The 20,761-nt window shown below is 43.1% G+C and carries 18 protein-coding genes and 1 pseudogene; all 19 read right to left on the bottom strand.

The annotated features are described in order from the left end of the window. Positions 1-240: 240 nt before the first annotated feature. A complete protein-coding gene (locus DX130_RS03290; RefSeq protein ID WP_116042805.1) occupies positions 241-2,325 on the bottom strand; it encodes an SNF2-related protein in 2,085 nt (694 codons plus the stop codon). Positions 2,326-2,557: 232 nt separating this feature from the next. After that, on the bottom strand, positions 2,558-3,628 hold the full coding sequence (locus DX130_RS27380; protein WP_420818511.1) for a DUF2357 domain-containing protein: 1,071 nt from the start codon (positions 3,626-3,628) through the stop codon (positions 2,558-2,560). 27 nt (positions 3,629-3,655) lie between these two features. Continuing rightward, positions 3,656-4,057 carry a hypothetical protein gene (locus tag DX130_RS03280; protein ID WP_116042802.1) on the bottom strand — a complete coding sequence of 134 codons (402 nt, stop codon included), beginning with the start codon at positions 4,055-4,057 and terminating at the stop codon, positions 3,656-3,658. After that, complete coding sequence (locus DX130_RS03275) at positions 4,032-6,284, bottom strand: McrB family protein (RefSeq protein WP_116042800.1); 2,253 nt, start codon at positions 6,282-6,284, stop codon at positions 4,032-4,034. The genes DX130_RS03280 and DX130_RS03275 overlap by 26 nt, the downstream gene beginning before the upstream one ends. Before the next feature lie 644 nt (positions 6,285-6,928). Beyond that, positions 6,929-7,045, bottom strand: a pseudogene (locus tag DX130_RS03270) (SDR family oxidoreductase); the annotation flags it as partial. 45 nt (positions 7,046-7,090) lie between these two features. After that, a complete protein-coding gene (locus DX130_RS03265; RefSeq protein ID WP_116042798.1) occupies positions 7,091-7,483 on the bottom strand; it encodes a hypothetical protein in 393 nt (130 codons plus the stop codon). Between the two features lie 264 nt (positions 7,484-7,747). Then, complete coding sequence (locus tag DX130_RS03260; protein ID WP_133297882.1) at positions 7,748-8,122, bottom strand: hypothetical protein; 375 nt, start codon at positions 8,120-8,122, stop codon at positions 7,748-7,750. Positions 8,123-8,152: 30 nt separating this feature from the next. Then, positions 8,153-8,440 (bottom strand): hypothetical protein, encoded by a 288-nt coding sequence (locus tag DX130_RS03255; RefSeq protein ID WP_116042796.1) that lies wholly within the window; start codon positions 8,438-8,440, stop codon positions 8,153-8,155. Positions 8,441-8,503: 63 nt separating this feature from the next. Next, a complete protein-coding gene (locus tag DX130_RS03250; protein WP_116042794.1) occupies positions 8,504-9,277 on the bottom strand; it encodes a hypothetical protein in 774 nt (257 codons plus the stop codon). A gap of 26 nt (positions 9,278-9,303) precedes the next feature. Beyond that, positions 9,304-9,999, bottom strand: coding sequence for a hypothetical protein (locus DX130_RS03245; RefSeq protein WP_116042793.1), 696 nt, complete (start codon positions 9,997-9,999; stop codon positions 9,304-9,306). Then, on the bottom strand, positions 9,983-12,088 hold the full coding sequence (locus DX130_RS03240; RefSeq protein WP_116042791.1) for an McrB family protein: 2,106 nt from the start codon (positions 12,086-12,088) through the stop codon (positions 9,983-9,985). The genes DX130_RS03245 and DX130_RS03240 overlap by 17 nt, the downstream gene beginning before the upstream one ends. Before the next feature lie 2 nt (positions 12,089-12,090). Beyond that, complete coding sequence (locus DX130_RS03235; protein WP_133297881.1) at positions 12,091-13,497, bottom strand: hypothetical protein; 1,407 nt, start codon at positions 13,495-13,497, stop codon at positions 12,091-12,093. Between the two features lie 381 nt (positions 13,498-13,878). Beyond that, a complete protein-coding gene (locus DX130_RS03230) occupies positions 13,879-14,562 on the bottom strand; it encodes a PD-(D/E)XK nuclease family protein (protein ID WP_116042788.1) in 684 nt (227 codons plus the stop codon). A gap of 265 nt (positions 14,563-14,827) precedes the next feature. After that, positions 14,828-15,196, bottom strand: coding sequence for a hypothetical protein (locus DX130_RS03225; RefSeq protein WP_116042786.1), 369 nt, complete (start codon positions 15,194-15,196; stop codon positions 14,828-14,830). Continuing rightward, positions 15,193-15,633, bottom strand: coding sequence for a hypothetical protein (locus DX130_RS03220; protein ID WP_116042785.1), 441 nt, complete (start codon positions 15,631-15,633; stop codon positions 15,193-15,195). The genes DX130_RS03225 and DX130_RS03220 overlap by 4 nt, the downstream gene beginning before the upstream one ends. Positions 15,634-15,798: 165 nt before the next feature. Further along, positions 15,799-16,698: a coiled-coil domain-containing protein gene (locus DX130_RS03215; protein ID WP_116042783.1), complete on the bottom strand. Its 900-nt coding sequence runs from the start codon at positions 16,696-16,698 to the stop codon at positions 15,799-15,801. Between the two features lie 3 nt (positions 16,699-16,701). Next, a complete protein-coding gene (locus DX130_RS03210) occupies positions 16,702-17,064 on the bottom strand; it encodes a hypothetical protein (protein WP_116042782.1) in 363 nt (120 codons plus the stop codon). Positions 17,065-17,087: 23 nt separating this feature from the next. Next, positions 17,088-18,461 carry a hypothetical protein gene (locus DX130_RS03205; protein ID WP_116042780.1) on the bottom strand — a complete coding sequence of 458 codons (1,374 nt, stop codon included), beginning with the start codon at positions 18,459-18,461 and terminating at the stop codon, positions 17,088-17,090. Continuing rightward, on the bottom strand, positions 18,433-20,757 hold the full coding sequence (locus DX130_RS03200) for a dynamin family protein (RefSeq protein ID WP_116042779.1): 2,325 nt from the start codon (positions 20,755-20,757) through the stop codon (positions 18,433-18,435). The genes DX130_RS03205 and DX130_RS03200 overlap by 29 nt, the downstream gene beginning before the upstream one ends. Between the last annotated feature and the right edge of the window lie 4 nt (positions 20,758-20,761).

The following is a 20,761-nucleotide window of genomic DNA, read 5'->3' as shown; positions in this document are numbered from 1 at the left end:
CATCCCCTCCTAATGGAGGATATGCGGATACAGTTTGGACACTTGATAAATAAAAATGACCCTAGACATTCTTAGTCTAAGGTCGCTCATATATCATCATTTGATTGCTTAAAGCTGTAATTGTTACTGACAAAGTATCGGAAGTAGCTGGTTCCGTTTTCGGGACTGATTTATTCAAATGTACCCTTTTCGTACAGCCCCGACTTTCACCTTTTAATTTACTTACTGATAACACTCCTGCTAGGTTAACATTGCTGCTGTAACTAAGCTATGATATTTCTTTTCTATCATCTTCTTCATTAGCTTCATCGAATTATAGCGAGCTAACTCCCTAATATCTAAATTGGTTGCTGCTAATGCTTCTTGGAACTCTTTATGACACTTTGGCACAAAATTTTTCGAGCTTTCCAATAGTACATCAAGCGAGTGAATATGCAATGTGCCATCCTTCCAGTAATAGATAGCATCACTTAATATTTGATGAATTTTCCCACTACCATTAATGCCAGATTCCATTGCCTTATCCAGAAACATTTGAATTTTTTCCTTATTATTAAAATGGATGTATCTTCGATTTTTTAATTTTTCTAAAGTAACCGTTTCCTCTAATGAATATAAATGCAAATCGTAAAGAATTTCTTTGAATCTCTCGTCTGAGAATTCTTCAATATATAGTTTACTAAGATCAGATATACTAAGTGCATTTGAATGCTCATCAAACAACTTTTCATATGAACTGCATAAATAATCATATACACAGGCCATAAAATTAACATTCTCTACAAAATCATCTAAATAATCTGATGTGAAGAGCATATTCTTTGACGGAGCATTTTTTAATTGTTCCGTGAATAATTTACGGTATATGTCCATTAGAACATAGCTATCGTAATAATGACCATCTGCTTTAAAAAGGATTAGTTTAAGTTCATTAAAGCCTTTATTAATCCTGTCTATACGACCAAACCCTTGCTCAATTTGATTAATCTGTCTTGAAGCCTCATAACATGCTACAGTGTCTCCACCATGCATATTCAAACCATAATTGCCTAGATCCCAAGTAGTTATCAAAACTTTACTATTGGCCAAGTGATTGAATTCACTGACCATCTTCTCACGTATATCCAATCCTTTATCAGAACTCAAACTAAAAACATTCAACCCAATTGCTTTGAAAACTTTTGTCAAATATTTCTGAGTATCTTTACTTTCCACAAAGATAACCATTCGTGCTTCCTTACAGTCTATCTTATTTATAAATTCTCTCAATTTCACATCAAATTGTTTAAGCTCTTCAACATCTTCATTAGTATATTCACTTTTACTATAAAGTTTATATATGTTCTGTAATTTTTCTCGTTCAGAATCGTTGAACATTGTTTGCCATGATGATTGCGACTGCAAACGATTAACCAATAAGAAGATATTTCCAAAACAATGCTGTCTGTAGCCGTTCTCGTATTTCCATAATGATTTAGCTAAATCCTCAGGTTTATACTCTATGACTTCAACCTGCCTATTTTTATATTTTTTACTTTCAAGTACCGTTTCTTTAAAATATCTCTGAACTGGTTTTTTACTATCGAAAACCAGCATATCTTCAATAGTAATTTCGTTGATTACTGGGCTAGGCTCAAGTAATAGCCTTTCAGGTATCTGCTTAATTTTTCTAAAATCATCTCGTAATTTTAATTTCTCGTCATAATAAAACTTAATTGGCGTAGCTGTTAGCACTAAAACCTGTTTTGCTCCAAACCATGCCAGTCTATTTTTATAATATGTACCGTCTTTTAATTCAACCGTATCAGAGAATAGCGCATTCAAATAATTTGTATAGTAATCATGAGCTTCATCGCATATTATTAAGTCCCAATCACTCCTATAGATATTTTCACTATCATAATTAGTTAATTGAGTAATACCTAGATTTGAATAGTTAGAACTGTTATAAGTTATGTATAAATTGTCTTTTCCAGAAACATAACTTTGGTTATATGTTATATCTTTTGTAGAATTCCCAATCAAACTAAAATCCAACATCAGAAATTGTTTTATTTCAGATCGCCACTTATTAGCCAGTTGTTTATTAGGGGCAATGATTAAAATGTTTGTTGGTTCATCCTGGGTCTTCTTTGAAATGACATTCCATATAGAGTAAATTCCTTGAACGGTTTTTCCTGCCCCTGGTTCGTCAAATACAAATGCGTAACTATTATGATTTAATTTATCAATAATAGAAGCTTGCAATTTGTAATACTGAATTTGCTGATCATCAACAGGTTTGTTACTGAAGAATATATATCTCAACGCTTCAAATTCTTCCATTGCAAGTCCCTTCTAATAATCCATAGTTTTATAGTAGGTATATAAAGACTAAATCGTCATTACACTCAGTAACAAAAAAACCAAGACGTCTTCTTGTCTAATAGCGCAGTGCTTGAAATTGTGTTAACCTTGAAATGGTAAATAACGAATAGTTCCAAAAAAAACACCAGTTAATTGATCTTCAAGTCGGTCAGATAAGTTACTGCCTGAACTTGAGATTTTATTGTGAATTTCAGCAATCTAGGTACTCCTCCTTTCGCGAAACCAATTTATCTACCCAGTCGATTAGTGCGCTCATATCTCCTCCTGGGGAAAGAGTAATAGCACCCATTTTATACCTCATATGAAAATCAGCAGTAAAATATCGAAGCTCATCGTTTGCAGCAGGGGTCAGAATAAAGACGTTCTGCACCGCTCGCTCATCGTTACTACGAAGCAGAATGCCATCCCTGTACTTATGCATTTCTCCTAGTGCGGTACCCAAATTTGATGCAACCCGGTACTTAGGATCTAAAATATACAGATGATCCCCTACTTCTATGACAATATCGAGCACCATTCTCTGAGTAAAGGTATAGAAACGCGGTGAATTATTTTGAAACACTCGCTGGTAGGATAGGCGCATACCATTTGTTAAATGGACAACACTCTCTTTATGTTCGGCAAAATGAAGAAATATTCCCTCCCGTTTGGTTTGAAACAACCCGCTGCTATCTTTGAGCAAACCTTTCTCCCGAAAAACCTTTACTAATTGCATATAGCACCATATCTCGTAAAGTGCGAAGGTCTCTTTCAACGGATAGTTGTAAAGTAAACCAATTCTTTCGTTCCCATGCTTGTACAAACGATCGAACCATTGATAACACTGCCGATAAACGGGATGTTTTCGAAACACCTGTGAGATTTGTATTGCCCCTTGATATGGTATCACTTGTTTAAAAAAAGAATCTCTTAGCCAATACCCTACTCTATCAGCATAAGCCTCTGCCCTTATCGCATGTTCTTCTTCTGGACTCGCTTCTCCGTACAGCTTCAGTAGATGTCTCAGCTCCACCAAACGTCGTTTTAACAATCTGTTCTCATAAGTGTTATAGCTATCCTCCCGTACCGAAGAGTTCACTATTGCTGGGATTGTTCCCACTTCGCTGCGCTCGCTATTTCTTTCAAGCCAAGCCAGTGTTTGTGTATCCACAATTTTCACACGTTCACGCCTCATCTGCTGTTCCAGGGCTACAAGCACCCGGGTGGGTCGCTCAATCACTCTTCGAATCAGAGAAGTCAGTGATACGAACGACGCTTCTATATAGCTCCATTGCGCTAAAGAAAGCTCTCACGAATGTTGGTCAGCTTCAATACCCGTCTCAATATTCGAATGTTCGAAGCAAAGCGATGCTTCCTCTAAAATATCACTTAACATAAGTTGATATTGCTCTTCAGTCATTTTTCGGGTATCCGGATAAATATAGGAATCATATTTCAACCCATTAATTTCAAAAGAAACCTGCCCACTATAGAACGGTGTTGTCAATTGACCATAAACTACCCTTTCATCCAACCGATGCGGGAAATGCTGCAATCCACAAAAAAGAATCGAGGGCGGTTGTAACGAGTTATTCAATTCGTACTTCCAGTCATATGTAGTCGCTTCGGTCAGATAAGCATGTTCCAAGATAACCCATGCCTCACCGTTTAATCTCAGCAGAAAATTACCGCCAGAACTGTGTTGCTCCATACCGCACAAGCTCCTTCTCTATACGATAAATATGACCGTGGCTTGCTGATTCTTCGCCCAGATGCTCAGCGAATGCCTCTTTTAAAACTCCAAGAAGCTCCGCGATACGGTCATCCCCTCTTAGTTTGGGAAGTACCTTTTCCGAAATTACATGATCTAACATGGCTATTCGGGATGTCTGATGGTCATCGTCCAGCGTAAGATGACGACTCATTTTTTGAATCATTTCATTCATCGTCCGATATCCAAAATGCAAATGGTGAGGAGCTAACAAAGCATGAAGCCGCATTAAAAATGTAAATTCATCGTGCAGCCCAGATCTGACGCCATCATCAACTCGACTCCAAAAAGTTTCCAGATCTACATCACTTAGTGTCATGATGAATGCGCGATCGAGAACTTTGTCAGAAATGCTATGCGTCGTCTCATCCACGTTAATCGTTCCAATGAGGTAGACATTAGGTGGTATGCTTATCTTTGAAGGAATACCATCCAAATCTCCCCTGTTATGAAGCGAAATTTCCTTATGCGACTCCACACCACTTAAATAATCGCTTAAATAGTATTCAACTCGAGCGAGATTCATTTCATCCAATACAATAAAATGCGGTTTCTCTCTCTCCTCATGCGCATGCAGCAGCACCTTTAGAAACTCAGTCATAATATATCGATTCTCAAATGCGCTGTAATAGCCAAACAACGACGTCGCATCCGTCCAATCAGGTCGGACAGGAATAATGGACAAATATGGGTTGTCCGTATCATATGAAAGTCCATATACGGCATTCGCATAGAGTTTAGCTAGTTGTGTTTTACCCGTTCCCGAAATACCGCTTAATATAACAAAATGTTTATCATCCAAGGCTGTCATATTTAAATGAAGATCCCGAATCAAATCTTTATCAAACGTCAAAGAACAATTCTGAATCGCCTCGTAGATGACGGTGAAATTAAAATTACTGTTGTATTCGATAAGATCTTTGGTATCATCCTCATTAAAAGGATTGTCATCCACTTGCTTCTCACTAGACATCCCAGACTCAGGAAATTTGAATTTCCCTCTACCGCCAACATGAGCAAATAACAAAGCAGCGCAAGCCAATCTTCCTTTAATCTCCGCAGGATCTTCTTCAAACCGCTGCTCTACATTATTGTAGGTGCCAATTCTATACTCATTCTGATTTCGCACTTCAAACCCATGCTGACCCAATAAATCAATCGCTTCTTGTTTTAACTCCTCGTTGTTTTGACTCTTTGTTCGATATGATTTCGACAGCCACCATTCCTTGCGATGATCTCCAAGAATTACTTCAACATTCGTATATATATGGTTATGTTTTTCCACATCTACAGCCAGCATTGGCCTTGAAGAACCTGTTCTCACTTCGTATTCATTATAATAGAAACAGCCCTGTACAATCGTCTGGCCTTCACGTTTCAAAGTAAACTCCTGCTGGCGAGTTCCTGATTTCTCATTTTCAACAACTTCATATTGAATCTGATATGAATTCCCAAATATTGAAACCGTATAGGGAGTGTCTACGGATCCAAGCAAATTCATAATATGTGCAGCACTTGCACTTTGTGCCCTATCATTTAAAACATAGTTTCTTAATTCAGTCGTATGCTCCCATGTTTGTCTCAACAAATCTATAATAGTAGCTAATTCAATTTGCCCTTCCAGTGGAATGGCAAGTCCAAAATAAATCCAAGGTCTAGTTCTCGGTATTATCATATCAATGATTGTTTGCTCTAAAGCGATGCGATCAACTTCACTTCTTGTAAATGAACCGGTTCTAGTATAAGTTCGGATGCTCGTATCAAGTTCACTTATCATTGCCTTCAAACGGTTACTCTTTATGAGATCGTGAACCTGATAAAAACTGAGCTCTATGCTTACATACAACTGCTTTTCTACTCCATTAAATTCGAGTGTTAGGAGGCTAGTCTCCTTCTCCCCTATTTTACGAACGATTTGAGCGAAATACCTTTTACCCGTGCTAGTATCTTTCTTCTGCTCTGCATATTTGGGATTTAGTGAACCGTGATAAGTAGTCATTAACGTCTGTCCGTAAGTAGCAATCCGATAGTCCTGACCGAGCAAGTCAGTGGCCAACACTTCAAATTCCGATTTCCAGAGTTGTTCCATAGTATCATTGACTTTCTTGCATCGTTCTGCCGTGTTCTCGATTTCGAAGATTTGTTGATACTCTGTTAGATTAATCATATATTCTCCCTTTTTTTGTATAATTTTTAATGTAAATTAGGTAATTGATTATTGTTGTGCCACGACTTTATTAAATCATATTGATATGTCCGCTGAATGTCATGGAATGTATGTTCCCATAGAATTATTTTCCTTTCTTGTTATTTCGACAAAACGATCCTTTAGTCCTGTCCAGCAATTTATGAAGTGAATTAAAAAAGACGACCATAGTCGTCCCCTGAAAATAATTAATAGATTAGCCCTAATAATAAACCCGGTTTGCTTATAAGCGAATGAACATTTATCTGAGTCGTTCTTGCCAATTCATACAGTCCCTCCTCATCCCATAAGTAGTCTATATTGGAAATATCTTTGAAAAAGTTTTATCATCCGTATAAAAAATCTCAAATAAATCCGATAGGGCCAACTCATTAACTTCTTCAAATCCAACCTTGACGCTACCAAGTGTGTGACTGAAGTCGTTGAATTACCGCGATTTTTATGTTGAAGAATCGTCAGCTTTTAGAAAATAAGTTTTAGACCGTTCCATTAAAAGAAACAGCGGCGGACCAAGACTTGAAAAATAAAGTCTTAGACTGCCGCTGTTGTCATTCAACGTACCCGTTAGTTTATCCTTCATTACGGGACTCGACAGGACGACTAAATCATTCGCCGGTAGTACGACCTCCATCAATAACTAACTCATTGCCTGTGATAAACGAAGATGCATCGCTACATAGCCAAATGACAGAGGCCGCGATCTCATCTGTTGTCCCGATTCGCCCAACAGGGTGTTAAACATTTTATGTATCGATGTAACACTCTAGTTATTTTGTTTTACTTACACTTTCAGACACCATTTCCACACCTTTTTTAAGCAGTTCAGGTTTCCTCATTTGTTCTCTTATCTCACGTCTTTCTTCCAAGGTTGTAGCATTTTTTATTTGTTCATCGAACATTTTTATTACCTTTTCTATGAGATCAATTACTTTACTTGTTACTTCTTTGTCAGAATTTATACAGGCCTTCAAACCATCCATCACGTGACGCACAGCCGGATCGATAGCATTAAAGTAGGCTTTAAATTGTTCGGAAGTCAGTTCGTTCTTGAAGTATAATTGAATAATTTTTTCTATATCTTCTGAATCTGGATTGTCAGGCTTATTTACTCCCATCGATCTTAGCAATTCTATCAGATCTTTTAAGTTGCTTGCAGACATGCGATAACCTCCATCACAAATATGTGTCCTCAACTAATATTCGGTAAACTTAGAGAATTTGTAAGTCCTCTAGCTCATTACTTCCCGCCGTAATAACCATCCATCCTTTCCCGAATGCTAGTCAATGAAATTAATCATAATTTGTCTCTTTATAATTCATTTCTACAACTTTATTTTCCGAGTCTAGCACTTTATTTTCTTTGTACACCAAGCTCAAGATTTTGCAAAGAGCAGGACGCAAATAGATAAGTTAAAAAATACCAATTATACCAATTTTTCCGAAGGGAGCTGCTTATAATGATCCTTTACGAACTGTGTCCAAAGATCTTCCAGGTCTTTGACGCTTCTCTCGTTTAAATGCTGCATGACGCCAGACAGCTGATCATACATATTCTCCTGAAGCGAGACAAACCCGCCAATAAGCTGGTCGTCCTCCACTATAAGCAGGAATAACAGATGGTTTTTACCTAAAAATCTAGAAGTGAATAAATTAGCTGTAGGCTGGACAATGAGTAGACGGAATATCTCCTTCTCGCCCCATAGCTCATAGAAAGCCATGCTCTTCATCCCTGAGTAGAAATTAATTCCTACTTGCCCAACCATATTAACTTCTGGTCCGTTGAGATATTCCTTTCTCAAGAGCCGTTGAAAGTCCTCCTCCAACTGCAATCAAGTCACCTCCAATTCTAATTTTTCTTCTAGTGCAGAAGTCAAATATTCATTAATTAATTGATTTAGATTGTCGAATCCAAAGGAGAGCTCACCTGAAGCAGGATCAACAGGTTCAACTTGGACAAAGGCGATTGTCTTGTCATTAACCTCAAAAAATGGCTTGGAACCCGACTGCCTCGGATACACCGCAATTACCTTGCTTACCGCCTCTCGGTTCAAACGGCTTTTTACAGGCTTATTCACATCTCTATGAGAAATATACAAATAATCGGAAAGCTGCTTCATAACATCATTTTCTTCGTGTTCGTCCCATAAATAAGAATGATGCCTATATTTCGCGTCTATAATTCACGCATTAAGAAACAGTCCTTTGCTTGTATACATCGCTATGCGAAAATCTGGCGTTCGATTAATATTCGCTTTGAAATGGCTCAATGAATCATCGTTTGTATTAATGATAGACATATCATATGCAAGCTCGATATAAAATCGTCCGTCCGGTGATTCAAACCGTAACAGTGTTTCTGAAGCAAGTCCGTCGATTAGACGGGTCGGATCCTCTTCATCTGCAAGCCAACCCTTCGTCCAAATAAATCCGTTTGCCTTCAAGCTATCGATAATCAGACAAAGAACATAGTATTCGAAAAGCAGCGCTGTTTTCTTATACGGAAATGTTATCTGTTTCAATAAATGCTTGTTTCTTTGAGCCGTTTCGATGTTCTTATAGAACCGGTATAAGCTCGCGTATCTAGCATCTTTCAACAAGCGTAATGTCGGTTTTTTTTGCGTCAATCGACTACTTGCCTTGCCCAATTCATTGGTTTTCGTATACCGCGTTAAATGGGTAATCATCTTATTCAGCTCACGTAAGCTTTCATTAATCTTCACAAGACCTTCAGATAAACGCAAAATCTCTCGTTCACTGATTGCAATTAGCCCATTTAGTTCACGTCTGCCTTTCTCGTAGCCGTAAGAATCTTTGATACGATTTAGACGTGCTTGAAATCCCTGAACCTGCTCCCTTTTTTTATTTAGTTTTGATCTTTGCTCTGAACGGCTATGTTCGAACATAATTTGGAGCTGTTTCAGCGATTTAAGAATCATTCGAATGATGTAATTCACCCATCGATTTTCCAGATTATCCTCGGTCAATATGTATGTTTTTCGTTAAAAAAAATAGGAGTCATAAAAGTGGCATTCTTCGCAGAGCCTCGCTTGGACAGCCAGCGCTGACTCTTTGCATCCGGTTTACGGGAATAATTGCGAATCCCGTATATCTGCACAACATCCCGGATCGAATCTTCCACAATACTGTCTAAATGATGTCTTAGCTGGTTGAAGTTTTTCTGGACATGCTGGTATACCTTTAAGGCACTAGGCATTTGTTCCAGATCGTCTTCAGATGTACCGCTTCTTCTCTTCAATAGGTCAGAAGAAAGGCCCGTCAGCTTTTGCTCCAAATAATTTCGAAGATTCAACAGCTGTCCCCAGCCCATATTTTTCGGCTCGATTCGATAAAAGGCCTCGTAGCTTGTCCGCTTCGTTCTTACTGCAACCGCATAATCACCCGGTACCAGCATATCATCCGAATCGCCGGGCCTAGTGAGCACGATGCTTTCACCAGGTCCAAATTGTTCCATGATCTCCAAATCAAATTTCTCGACAACCATCCGATCATCGGAATCATCCGAAACAAACCGAAAGCGAAGCCCCTCATACTCCTTAACTTGAAAGGGTTCTCCTTTAAATTCTCCCTTCACATGCAAAGGAAGCTCCTGCTCCGGCAGCCACTCACCTAACTTATGCTTTTGGACCGCAACAAAAATTTTAGGAGGCGTAGTCATTAATATGCAGTTCCCTCGCTTTTCGTTTAATCTCTTCATTCGTTAAGGTAAAGTGACTGATCGATTCCGCCAGCTCAGAAGTAAATTGCTCAAATAATTCACTGTTGAAAGGGGTTCCCTCACGCGCAACAAGCGAACCGATTAAATCGCCGAAATGCTCCGCAGAGCCTCTAATTTTCGTTAAGATGCGTTGTTTAACCTGCAAATCCATAGCGTCCTGACGACGAATAGCCGGATTTCCGTGTTCATCAACAGGTATATTATTCAAATACAAGCCGATGCGCTCAAGCGCTCTGAAAGAAACGCCCTTCTGCTTATCGTATTTCTGAATAATGTCATGAAGCTCATCAAAAAACTGCATCTCTGCGTCGTTAAAAGCAGACCATGCGTCCTTATTAAAGTTCCACGAACGATAAGTACGTCGGTTCTGATAAAGCGCAATAAATTCGTTGTTGGAGAAATCAGGTTTTCCCGCTTCGGCGATCGATTTTTTGTGCGCTATAAATTTCATTTTTCGCGGCGTCACTATGTTTGCGCGATCCAGCAGACGGTCTGAGAAATCCTTCGTTGTCTCATCCATATTTGCCGTACCGATAAAAATAACGTTATCTCCGATTGTAATTGCAGATGGGTATTTAGCAGAGTTGTGACATACAGCATCCTGACTCCAAAGCTTAAGCTCGCGGTAGCTTTCATTCTCATCAAGCTCCAGAAGCGAAATAAAAGGGGCAAACCAGTATTCGACCTGCGACAGATTCATTTCATCGAATATGACCATATGCATTTGGGAAGTATTATTCTTGGCATGAATCAAGAAATCGACAAGCCCCGTCTCTGACGGCACATATAATCCAGTGCTTGAATTATGGAAGCCGATCAGATCCTCCGGTTCCGTAAAGGATGGACTAATGGGAAGAACAAGAAGGGTTCCCGCCTGCTTAGACAAACCAAGTGTCTTGGCGTATAGCAAAGCCAATTGACTTTTGCCCGTACCACTCATTCCTGACAAAATGGTTAGGGGGTTCGTCTTGATGCTAATATGGAAGTTAACGAAATCCTCGCGATCATAGCGTAGTCTCTTTGCAACCGCATTTTTCTGAAGATCGTTAAGGAACCGCTGCTCAAGCTTCTGAGCATCGGTCACAGGCAAGGGCTGAGAATCCAGCCTAACATTCGCTCCCTCTGCCGCTGCAGCGATAGGTGCAATGTCTTCATCATGCATCTGCCGCTCACTTACCGGACTTAATTCATCCTCAAGAGCCCGCTCAGAAGAGAACTCTCCCCGAGAAGAGTATAAATTCTCCCCCTCCGCCATAGCCCGCTCATGCAGCTCGATTAAATAATCTCCGTCGATAAAAACTAGATTATTCGGGCTTGCAATAACTTGGTGTGCTCTCAGCTCCGACGGCTCAACCTTAATCTTGAGCACATCCTTCGGCGCTGTCTGAAGCCAGCCGTTCTTCTTGCCGGGATCCTTCTTCCAGCCTTCCTTGAATACATAGAGATATTCCTCACATAGAACGTAGTCCGGCTGAAACATATTATGGTGGAAATCATGGAATAAAATGAGCTTGGAGTCTTGCAGCGACTGTTCAAACTTCTTCCGGTCCGATTCGATTGGCACCGGCATATATTCCGTATCCAAAGCGATATTCCCGTCTTCTAATGAAATAATATCCAGGTTTTTAAAAACTTTCCCATCACTCGTAAACGAGATTTTAGGACGGAATACAACAATTTTCCCTTCCAGCATACCTTTGACCTTCTTAATCTGACTCTCCATATCCGTTGTATAGGTGAAGCCTCCTAGTTTGAGGGCGCGTGGGAAAGCGTCTTCAAAGCCAATATAATGTGTCGAAAAGCCTGTTTCTCTCGTATAATGATCTAGCTCGATGATAGGCTCAAGCTGAGAGCTAATCGGCCGAATGAAATAGCATAGCTTAAAACTATTTTTCATGACGGTCACTGGTTCATCAGGATCTTCCCCTACAAAAGGAAATTCAGAGGGGTCTGTCGCTAGTACGCCAAGCAGATAATTAGAGCTGCTCTCCTGAAGCTGCAATCTTAAGTTCTTATCAATTTCCATCATAATTAATATACCTCCAATAATTGCTGTTTCTCGAAAGCAATGCGTTCGATCAGCTCTTTCGTATTTCTTGCATGAATGTATTTAGCTTCAATCCCGTTAAGGGAGCAGAAATCTTGAATACTATAAATCATAGTGGTGTTTAGGGCATCTCTTTGGAAATAAATCTGCGAAAATTTGGAAATATTTGTTTTCTTCTTATCCCATTCTTTAAGTGACAAGGTTGTAATTTCAGGATAAAAGACTTTTAAGAAGTCATTATCGACCTTACATACAACGGCGAAATGTTCCATTTGCTGTTCCACCCGGAACTCCTCTATTATCCTATCTCTTTTTTGAGTGCTCTCTTTTAATTGCCGTTTAAGCTCATCGGCTTGCCTCTGAAGCTGCTCAACCTGCTTTTCTTGACTTACTTTCTGAGCCTCAATCTGCTTCGCATAATCAGCATCCAACTTTTTAATTAAGTTATTCGATCTTTCGATGGACAAGCTTTGCTCTCTAAATTCTTTTTCCAATTGCTTCTTTCTCTTATCTTGTTCCTTGACCTTCTCCTTCAACTCCTTCAGTTTCTCATTAAGCTCCTCGTTCTCGTTAACTAGGTGAGACAGTTGTTTAAGCTCAAGCTCCAATCGGTCAAGCTGAGTAACTATCCCGCTATGATTCTTCTGATGATGAGTTATGAAATGATTAGCTACGTGCAAGGCCATGCCCAATCGAAGATCCTCAGCTATGCCAGTATGTGTGACGAGATAAGCGTAATAAACCAGATAGCTCGGATCTTGTTCAAATTCATGATGCCTATTCTCGAATTCTAGCAGTGTCATTTGTTCAATCATGCTCTCAAGCTCAGACAGCCGAACAATCTCTTCGTCCGAGAACCGGGTTTTCATATCGTTTAGGAAATAGGAAATCCCTTCCACACCAACATAATTCGACGTCGTTCGCAGGTATTCTTCTACCTCTTCCTCCGTGTCGAACCCCGTCTCAAGCGCAAAGGCCGGCTTGTTCTCCTGGACGTTTTTAATGATTTGCGGCAGCATCACTTTTAATGCAGCGGGTTGATAAATTTGGGCCAGAGCCATCTTCGCATGGTCGGGTATGATTTTACTGTTATATAAGGTGCGGAACAGAACTTTAGGCTCCATGCTGCTAAATTGGCTTTCATTCTCTGGACTTCTATAGATTGCGAGATGATTAAAGTATGGATCTACGCCCCGTTTTTTTCGAATATTAGTTGTCTGTCCTCGAAGAATATTTTTAATATGGGTTTTCTTCTGACGAAGAGTAGGATTCTTGAAGCCGCCAGGCACCATCTGAGAGAAATCCTTTAGGATCTTCGAAGCTGCTTTGTCATCGAGCAGTTCTACGTATAGGTCTATTTCATTCATTCCTCTTCCTCCTACTAAAGTCATATACTAATATTAACTTTGAAGGTATATATTACCACAGTTGATACATCAAAGACACGTCATTTTGGGTCAGTTGCCCTATGTGAGCTTATTGAGCAAAGATGACTTGTTGATCTTATTTTAGAACATAAATTTGACAGGACTTTGTCAGAGAACGTATGTTTCATCCCCTTTCGATTGCTTAAGTTAAAAAAAATTTGCAAGCTCAAATTGGGCCATTTTAACCGCGAGAAAATACGGACACAAAAAAATCCACAACCTCATGAGTTTGTGGATTTAAGGCTCTACTTCAACATCCTGCCGTGGCAATACCATTTGAAGTCACAACTGCTACAGGCGGGGAGCGGAGATACGTTTACGTCGAACTGCTTCGACTCGATTAACTTAATGGTCTCCACCATCTCGGAATTCACAGCCTGAAGCTCTCGTTTCCTCCCGCGTGAAGCTGACGACTTGTTCACTCTTCTCCTCGCCCGTATAAAACAAACGCATCGCATCCACTCGCATATCCATCCGCTGCTCCCATAGCGCCGTGTACAGCAGCAACTTTTTCTTGTACCGCACCTGTTCACCCTCGGGCTTTGACTTGCGGCCTGTCTTGAAATGTATAATCTCATAGCTTCCGTTTCGCTTCATCACCACGTCCAACTTGCCGTTCATGAGATAGTCGCCAACGAACGACGATATGCCCAACTCAAACGAAATGACGGTAAGACCCTGCCTCCTCACATATTCCAGGTAACTCCTTGCATGTTGATATACGATCTGCTTCATGGCTGAATCTTCTATACCGCGTTGTTCAAACGGACCATAATGCTCGGCAATCCATATCGTAAGATGAGCCTCCGTTACATCGATGCCAGCCTTTAGCGCTTGATGTATATCCTCGATTGTGTAGTTAACAAGTGTACCGAGCAGCTCCGGAATACCTTCCACTGATTCAAAGCCGAATACCCAGCATAACAAATAATGGCGAGTACAATCGCTATATAAAGCAATATCTGTCGTATAAGCGTAACTCCGCTGCAGGACGATTGGCTTGATTGGTGTCACTTTTAACTCGTCCAAATAAACCTGCGGATCACTCCATCATCTGTACAATGGCTCCAAATAAACAGACGGCAGCTGCCCCCGGCCTCGATAATCAGGTCCTTGTTCGTTACCAGTAAGGACAAGCAGCTCCTGCGCGCGAGAGAAAGCGGTATAGAACAAACGGTAAAAGTCGTATTCGCTTGTTTGAGCGAGAGGTTCAAAAGGTTTCTCGCATAATACGGACGTAATGTCTCCTCGACCCAGTCAGATTGTGCGTAATACGTGCTGTCCAGCGATCCATTTACAATAATCGGGAACTCAAGCCCCTTGGACTGGTGATGAGTAAAGAACGATATGGAGCCGCTCGGCGCATAGTCCGATTCATCCTCGTATTCATCCTGCCCGATCTCCTGTACGTAGCAATAAAATCAAAGAAGGCGACCGCCTTCTCTGCAAATTCAAGCTCAGCCAGCTCCTGCAACTGCTCGAAGCGTAATATCCATTGGTTCATCATCGCCATATTTCTAACCTTTCGGCTCTCTTGCGCAGTACCTATATCCTTCGTCGAAACAAGCCGATGGAACATCTTAAATTGCAGTAGCTCGTAGAACAGATCGATGAAGCTTTCGCAGACGAAGTCCCCAATAAAAGTTGTCCATTTTGCCTTCACACAGCTAACGAAATCAATATGCTCGGTGACAGTGACTCTTTCTTAAGCACTACCATGCATCTCTTGATATAATCAGGCAATCTCCTTTCGTCTACCATCTGTGACAACAGCACGCCAAATGTGCCAAGAGCGAGTTGCACCTCAGGACGGTCGAAGTATGCATTGCGTGTTGGAGCAAATACGGGAATACCTTGTTTCTCCATGTAGTCCGCCAGTCGCATCACCTCGGGACTACGAACAGAACGAAACAAGAATGCTACCTGATTCCAATCAGAAATAATCCCTTGCTCCATGATATGGCGTAAAAATTGATACACTTCTCCATGCCAACGCCGCTCATCCCGGTTGCCGACAAGTTTGATAACGCGGGAAGTCTTCCTGTTATCCGGCTTATTCGACTTTTCCAGCCGATTCGAATACCGTCCTTCCAATTGCATAGCTTCATCCAGGAATTAAAAAAGTTAATAATCCGTTGATGCGAGCGATAGTTCACAAACAGCTTGATCACCTTACATGCACCCGGATCAAAGTGATCCTCGAACCGAACCAAATTTTCAGCCTTTTCCCCAATAATCGTATTTCCAACCATGCTCGATAGAGAACTACTTTACCAGCTTACTGAGCATACGCTCCTGCAATTGCACAAGCCGTTCCCGAACAGCCTGTTTGTTCTCCGTCGTTTGCACAAGAGCGTCCATTAGTGCTCCGGTCTGCTGCTCAAGATTGGCCCGGTCTCGCTCGGAAGCAGTGATCCAAGCCTCATGGCTCTTCTCTAGACTTTCAGAAATTTCACGAAGAGACGAGAGGTTGCGGCTGACCTCTCCCAGCACACGAAATGCATCCGTTTGCTTGTCCATTTTAGCGCCCAGATCCTCGAAGCCTTGGATCAAGGCAGACAATCCCACCTCCGTCTGCTTGTCCATTCGAGCGCCCAGAGACTCGAAGCCTGCGGTCATGGCGGACAAACTCGCCTCCGTCTGCTTGTCCATTCGAGCACCCAGAGCTTCGAAACCTTGAGTCATGGCGGAAAATCCCGCCTCCGTCTGCTTATCCATTCGAGCACCCAGAGTCTCGAAGCCTTGAGTCAAGACGGATAATCCCGCCTCCGCCTGCTTGTCCATTCGAGCACCTAGAACCTCGAAACCTTGAGTCAAAGCGGACAATGCCGCCTCCGTTTGCTTATCTATTCGAGCGCCTAGAACCTCGAAACCTTGAGTCAAAGCGGACAATCCCGCTTCCATCTGCTGTCGCTGCTGCTCGAGACGCTGCTCCATCTCCAATCGCCATGTGGCCAGTTGCTCCTGACGGACTGTCTGCTCTTCGCGGCGCGCCTCATCCCGTCGCTGTCGTAGCTTCGACAGTTTGGCCGTACCCGCATAAGCGACCGTCGCAAAAATCACGCCGGCGCCAAGAGTCACCACGTTCCATTCACCATTCATCTTGCTCAAGGCGACAAAAGGAAGTCCTCCGAGCAATGCGGACATGCCTGCTAATTTATTCATTTGTTATACCTCCAGATACGGTATCATTCGACTTGGTTCCCGTTCCAAATATGTACGGAGCAACCTCGCATACTCCGATGTTTTACTACCCTTCCGGTTAAGCTTTTCCCCGGCATTCGCCATCGTCTCCTGCTGTTGTTGCTCGTACGCCAAAGTCGCAAGAAGAAGTTGGTTCCACAACATAAGTTTGAGCTCACTATCCTCATACTCCGCAGCCTGCATAATGGTTAGCAGATCATCCATTACAATCGCAGTGTTCGACCTGAAGTCACTCAGCAGACATGCCGCAGCTTCGGAAGCCTGCTTTTCCAATGTCGCCAAATGAGTAAGAAGCTTTAGCGAATCCGAACCGTGCTTGTCGTTCATATGCCTTTCCCTCCTCGACCAAGCTAGGCTGTCTCCAAGTAGCGAACTAATTCGTTTAAATAATGCTCAGTCGTCTCCAAAAGTTTACGCTTCTCCGCTTCCGGACAAAGAGATAACTCGGGATACTTCCGAATAAAATCGGTATAGTAGGAAGACAGACCTGGAAGAATGCACTCCTGATAATCCCGGGCCACATACAGCATCGTCCCTGTCGTCCGGACCGGGTCTGGCTGGACCTGCAGCCACCAATCATTGCATACGTGCTCAATTACGCGAGTAAATAATTCGTCGAAGGCCTCCCAGGTTCTCGCCGGATTCCGAAGCCAGGTAGCGACCTGGATTCTCCAAGGCTTCGACAACCTCAGCAGCAGGGGCTCCATCCCTGCTGCCGCTTCCCCGTAATGATTGTCAGTTCTTCTCTTGGAGGTCACATACATACTATCGATGCTTCGGAAAAGCAGCTCCAGGCTTAATTCGGACAGTGGGGCCGCAATTGGCATATAAGCCTCTAGCCAAGAAATCAAGGTCGCCTGTTCTCTCTCATTATCAATGAACACAGCATTTGGCTTCAGCGATAACAGCCGCTGAAGTTGCTTGCGGGATAGCGTACCCTTCATCAAAATAATGGCGGGCTCCGCTGTAGGTGTCTCGTCTTGCCCCTCCGATTCGCGGTACACGGAAAGCCTTAGAGGATGGAGCAGCAACAGCGGAAGCGGCAAGCCCATACGAATCTTTCCCCGAGTCATCCGGGTGAACGCGTCCATATGCTCCTCAATCAAGAGGCAAAACGCGCCGTTCTCAATCTCATCTTCGCTAAACAGGACCACTGGCCGCTCATGGTATACGAATTCTAGCATCCCACTAAACGCCGAAATCCATTGCTCGAAGCAGAACGACTCTGGCCAATACGCAGCCCAAGGCAGAGAGAACAGCTTGTGCAATAGCACCAAGCGCAAAGGGAGAATGGGATCTTCATTTGCCCATTCTTGTATGGTGATTATTCCTATGAGGGCTGTATTGAGCGCCTCACCATCCGCTTCACCCGCCCGGAAGAATAAAGGCTTGACCGTCGACTCATCTGCCGACTCTGTCGGTGTGACGCCAATTTTGCTTAGGGATTCAGCAATATCGGCAAAATCGAGATCTAGATCAGCAAAATAATCGTAGGTATCAGTAGCCTTATGCTCAGTTGTATTTGTCCTGATTGGTTCCACCTTACTTACATCCACATGCAAGCTCTCGGATGGGGACCACGTCCTAGATTTGCTTGGTTCGGAGGGAAGGCCATCAGCCAAATCGGCCAGATGGCACCATACCGAGATGAGACGTGTCTCTTCCTGCGTAATCAACCTGCTCTTACGGATTCGCTCATCCAGCCATGCCAACGCTTTCTCCAAGCGCTAACGCCTCCTTCAGTTGCTCGCACCCTACAATGGCGCCTCGCACCTCTGCAAGCTTATGGCGAAGCGATTCCGATTCTGCTTGATCTCGCTCCAGCAATTGCTGCATCTTCGTATCCAACACTTGGAACTGCTCACTATAGTATTCCTCGAGCCCTTCCGAAACAGCCCGCTGCGTTAAGTGCAGCTGAGCTTCGACCCATGCGTTTATCAGTTCCAGTTCCCTATCCAGGAAGCCAAGCATAACTTCCTGCGTGCCTGTGCGAAGTAGCCGCCCCCACTCCTCCTGGCGATCCGCTTGCAGCTTATCCTCCAATTTCTGGATCTCCTTCTCCTTCTCGCGCAGCAAGCTCTCCAGTTGTACTTTTTCGACGGCTTGGCGCAGCTCTGCCTGCTTCTGGTCTTGAACGGCCCCCTTCACCTGTTTCAATGAGCGCTGCTTCTGGAGATATTCTAGTTCCAGCTGTTGCTTCCGCTGAAAAAACGTCTTGCGGTGCTCCTCATCCTCCACCATTTCGATCTTACTCGACCGATAAGCTTCGTCCAACGACGCTCCAATCTTCTCGCCGACGCCTTCGAAGCTCGCCAGATTGAGTATATCTAGCATTGGGTTGGAGGGCACCTGCGACTTGATGATCCGACCGGTCCGCAGCAAGTCCTTAGCCGAATGCTTGACCATCTCATTGGCAGACTGCTGCAGCACTTCCTTCGTCACACCTTTAAGCCCTTCTGTCGCCAGCTTTTTGGCCGCCGTGGTCTGCCCAGCGATCGGTACAAACATGATCGCAAAGTCGATCAACTTGCCAACATCCTTGCCAAGCTTCTTGAATGCGTTAGAGTCACCTACTTCTCGTTCTACGTACACTGGGACATACGAGGTATCTAGTTGTAGCTTAATCCGCTCCACTTCCTCCTCTATACCGTTAAGCTCTTCCTTCATCACAGCATCAGGCTCGGCTGTATCTTTTTGACTGGCAGCCGCCTCATACCGCTGCATCAGACGCTCCAAATTACCGTGCAGAGCTTCCATTCGCTGCTGCTGTCGACTTTCTAGCTCAGATAAATCCGGTGCAGGAATTCGAAACATATCGGCAGACTGCTCGATTTCCGCAAGTTGAAGTTCAAACCCCTTCGTACAATGCTCCTTTATCTCCTGCAATGCCACGGTAGTAAAACGACTCTTCTCCTGCAGCACCTTCTGCTGTAGTTCAAGTCCAGCGGTCTGCGAGGAATCGAGGTCGTTCACCTTACCTGATGCTTCGACTGCAGCCTGCTTCAATCGCACACCTAGTTGTTGAAACTCGCCTCTAAGCTTCGCCCGAACCTGCTGGCATTCGCCGAGAAGCGACTTCTTCTCCTTCTCAACAATCTTCATCGTCTGAGTACGCTCGCGGTCCAATTGCACCCTCTGATGTTCAATGCCTTGACTACCTTCAGTCAGTACAGCTTTAAGCAGACTCTCTTCCTGTGCGTATTCACTCGAAGCTTCGTTCAGCAAACGCTGCAGTCTGAGAACCGTTGTACTACTCTTGAAGTTCTCGACCTCACTAACGAGTTTCTCGAACAATTGGCTGCGAAATATGTCGACGCCCGTGCCTTCTTTGGCCGATAAAGCATGAACCACGGCGTCCATACCAAGAGCTGACGATAATTCCTCCTCCAGACGTGTAATAATTTCAACCAATTGCTCCCCTTCCTCCTCTTTTACGAGTCGATCAATCTGGTTAAGTACGAAGATGAGATTCGGCTGGAACTGCTGGATCATCTGCAAGTAGAGCAAGTTTGCCTGTGTCAACGAAGCCTTGTCCATAACGAAAACCGCTGCGTCGCAGCCAGCAATCGCCCGGTGAGCTTCCTCGTAATGGCGGTCGATCAACGAATTTTCACCCGGTGTATCAAGAAGTACAACTCCTTCTGGAAGAAGTGATTTCTCCAGCGTAATGCTCACCAAATCGACGTCAGCAATTTGTTCAGTATCTTGCGTGTATTCCTTAATCGCATCGATCCCTAGCTCAACCTCTGTCCCCTTTCGGACGAGCAAAGTTTTATCGCTTTGTCCTGCGCGGATCTCAGTGAGTAGCGCCGTTGTGACCGTCGTTCGGGTTGGCAACAGCCCAGGACGGTTGAGCAGCGCATTGATCAAGGTGGATTTCCCGGCACTGAATCGTCCTAGAAAGGCTACCTTCATCGATTCGTTCAAATAAACGCTTTGTAGAAAACGGATTTCTTGCTGCTTCGCAACGTCAAGCGGCAGCTCCAACAAAATTTGGTCCATTTGTTTTATTATCGACATGGTA

Origin of the sequence: Paenibacillus paeoniae (genome assembly GCF_003388735.1) — a bacterium.
Taxonomy (GTDB): domain Bacteria; phylum Bacillota; class Bacilli; order Paenibacillales; family Paenibacillaceae; genus Pristimantibacillus; species Pristimantibacillus paeoniae.
This window is presented reverse-complemented; position numbering and strand designations above follow the sequence as displayed.

Bases quoted from the DNA above. Each gene is read 5' to 3' on its own strand.
- DX130_RS03240 (WP_116042791.1), bottom strand. From the start codon at position 12,088: ATGATGGAAATTGATAAGAACTTAAGATTGCAGCTTCAGGAGAGCAGC.
- DX130_RS03200 (WP_116042779.1), bottom strand. From the start codon at position 20,757: ATGTCGATAATAAAACAAATGGACCAAATTTTGTTGGAGCTGCCGCTT.
- DX130_RS03255 (WP_116042796.1), bottom strand. From the start codon at position 8,440: ATGAAGCAGCTTTCCGATTATTTGTATATTTCTCATAGAGATGTGAAT.
- DX130_RS03265 (WP_116042798.1), bottom strand. From the start codon at position 7,483: ATGTCTGCAAGCAACTTAAAAGATCTGATAGAATTGCTAAGATCGATG.
- DX130_RS03275 (WP_116042800.1), bottom strand. From the start codon at position 6,284: ATGATTAATCTAACAGAGTATCAACAAATCTTCGAAATCGAGAACACG.
- DX130_RS03280 (WP_116042802.1), bottom strand. From the start codon at position 4,057: ATGGAGCAACACAGTTCTGGCGGTAATTTTCTGCTGAGATTAAACGGT.
- DX130_RS03220 (WP_116042785.1), bottom strand. From the start codon at position 15,633: ATGCAATTGGAAGGACGGTATTCGAATCGGCTGGAAAAGTCGAATAAG.
- DX130_RS03245 (WP_116042793.1), bottom strand. From the start codon at position 9,999: ATGACTACGCCTCCTAAAATTTTTGTTGCGGTCCAAAAGCATAAGTTA.
- DX130_RS03215 (WP_116042783.1), bottom strand. From the start codon at position 16,698: ATGAATAAATTAGCAGGCATGTCCGCATTGCTCGGAGGACTTCCTTTT.
- DX130_RS03210 (WP_116042782.1), bottom strand. From the start codon at position 17,064: ATGAACGACAAGCACGGTTCGGATTCGCTAAAGCTTCTTACTCATTTG.
- DX130_RS03290 (WP_116042805.1), bottom strand. From the start codon at position 2,325: ATGGAAGAATTTGAAGCGTTGAGATATATATTCTTCAGTAACAAACCT.
- DX130_RS03235 (WP_133297881.1), bottom strand. From the start codon at position 13,497: ATGACTTTAGTAGGAGGAAGAGGAATGAATGAAATAGACCTATACGTA.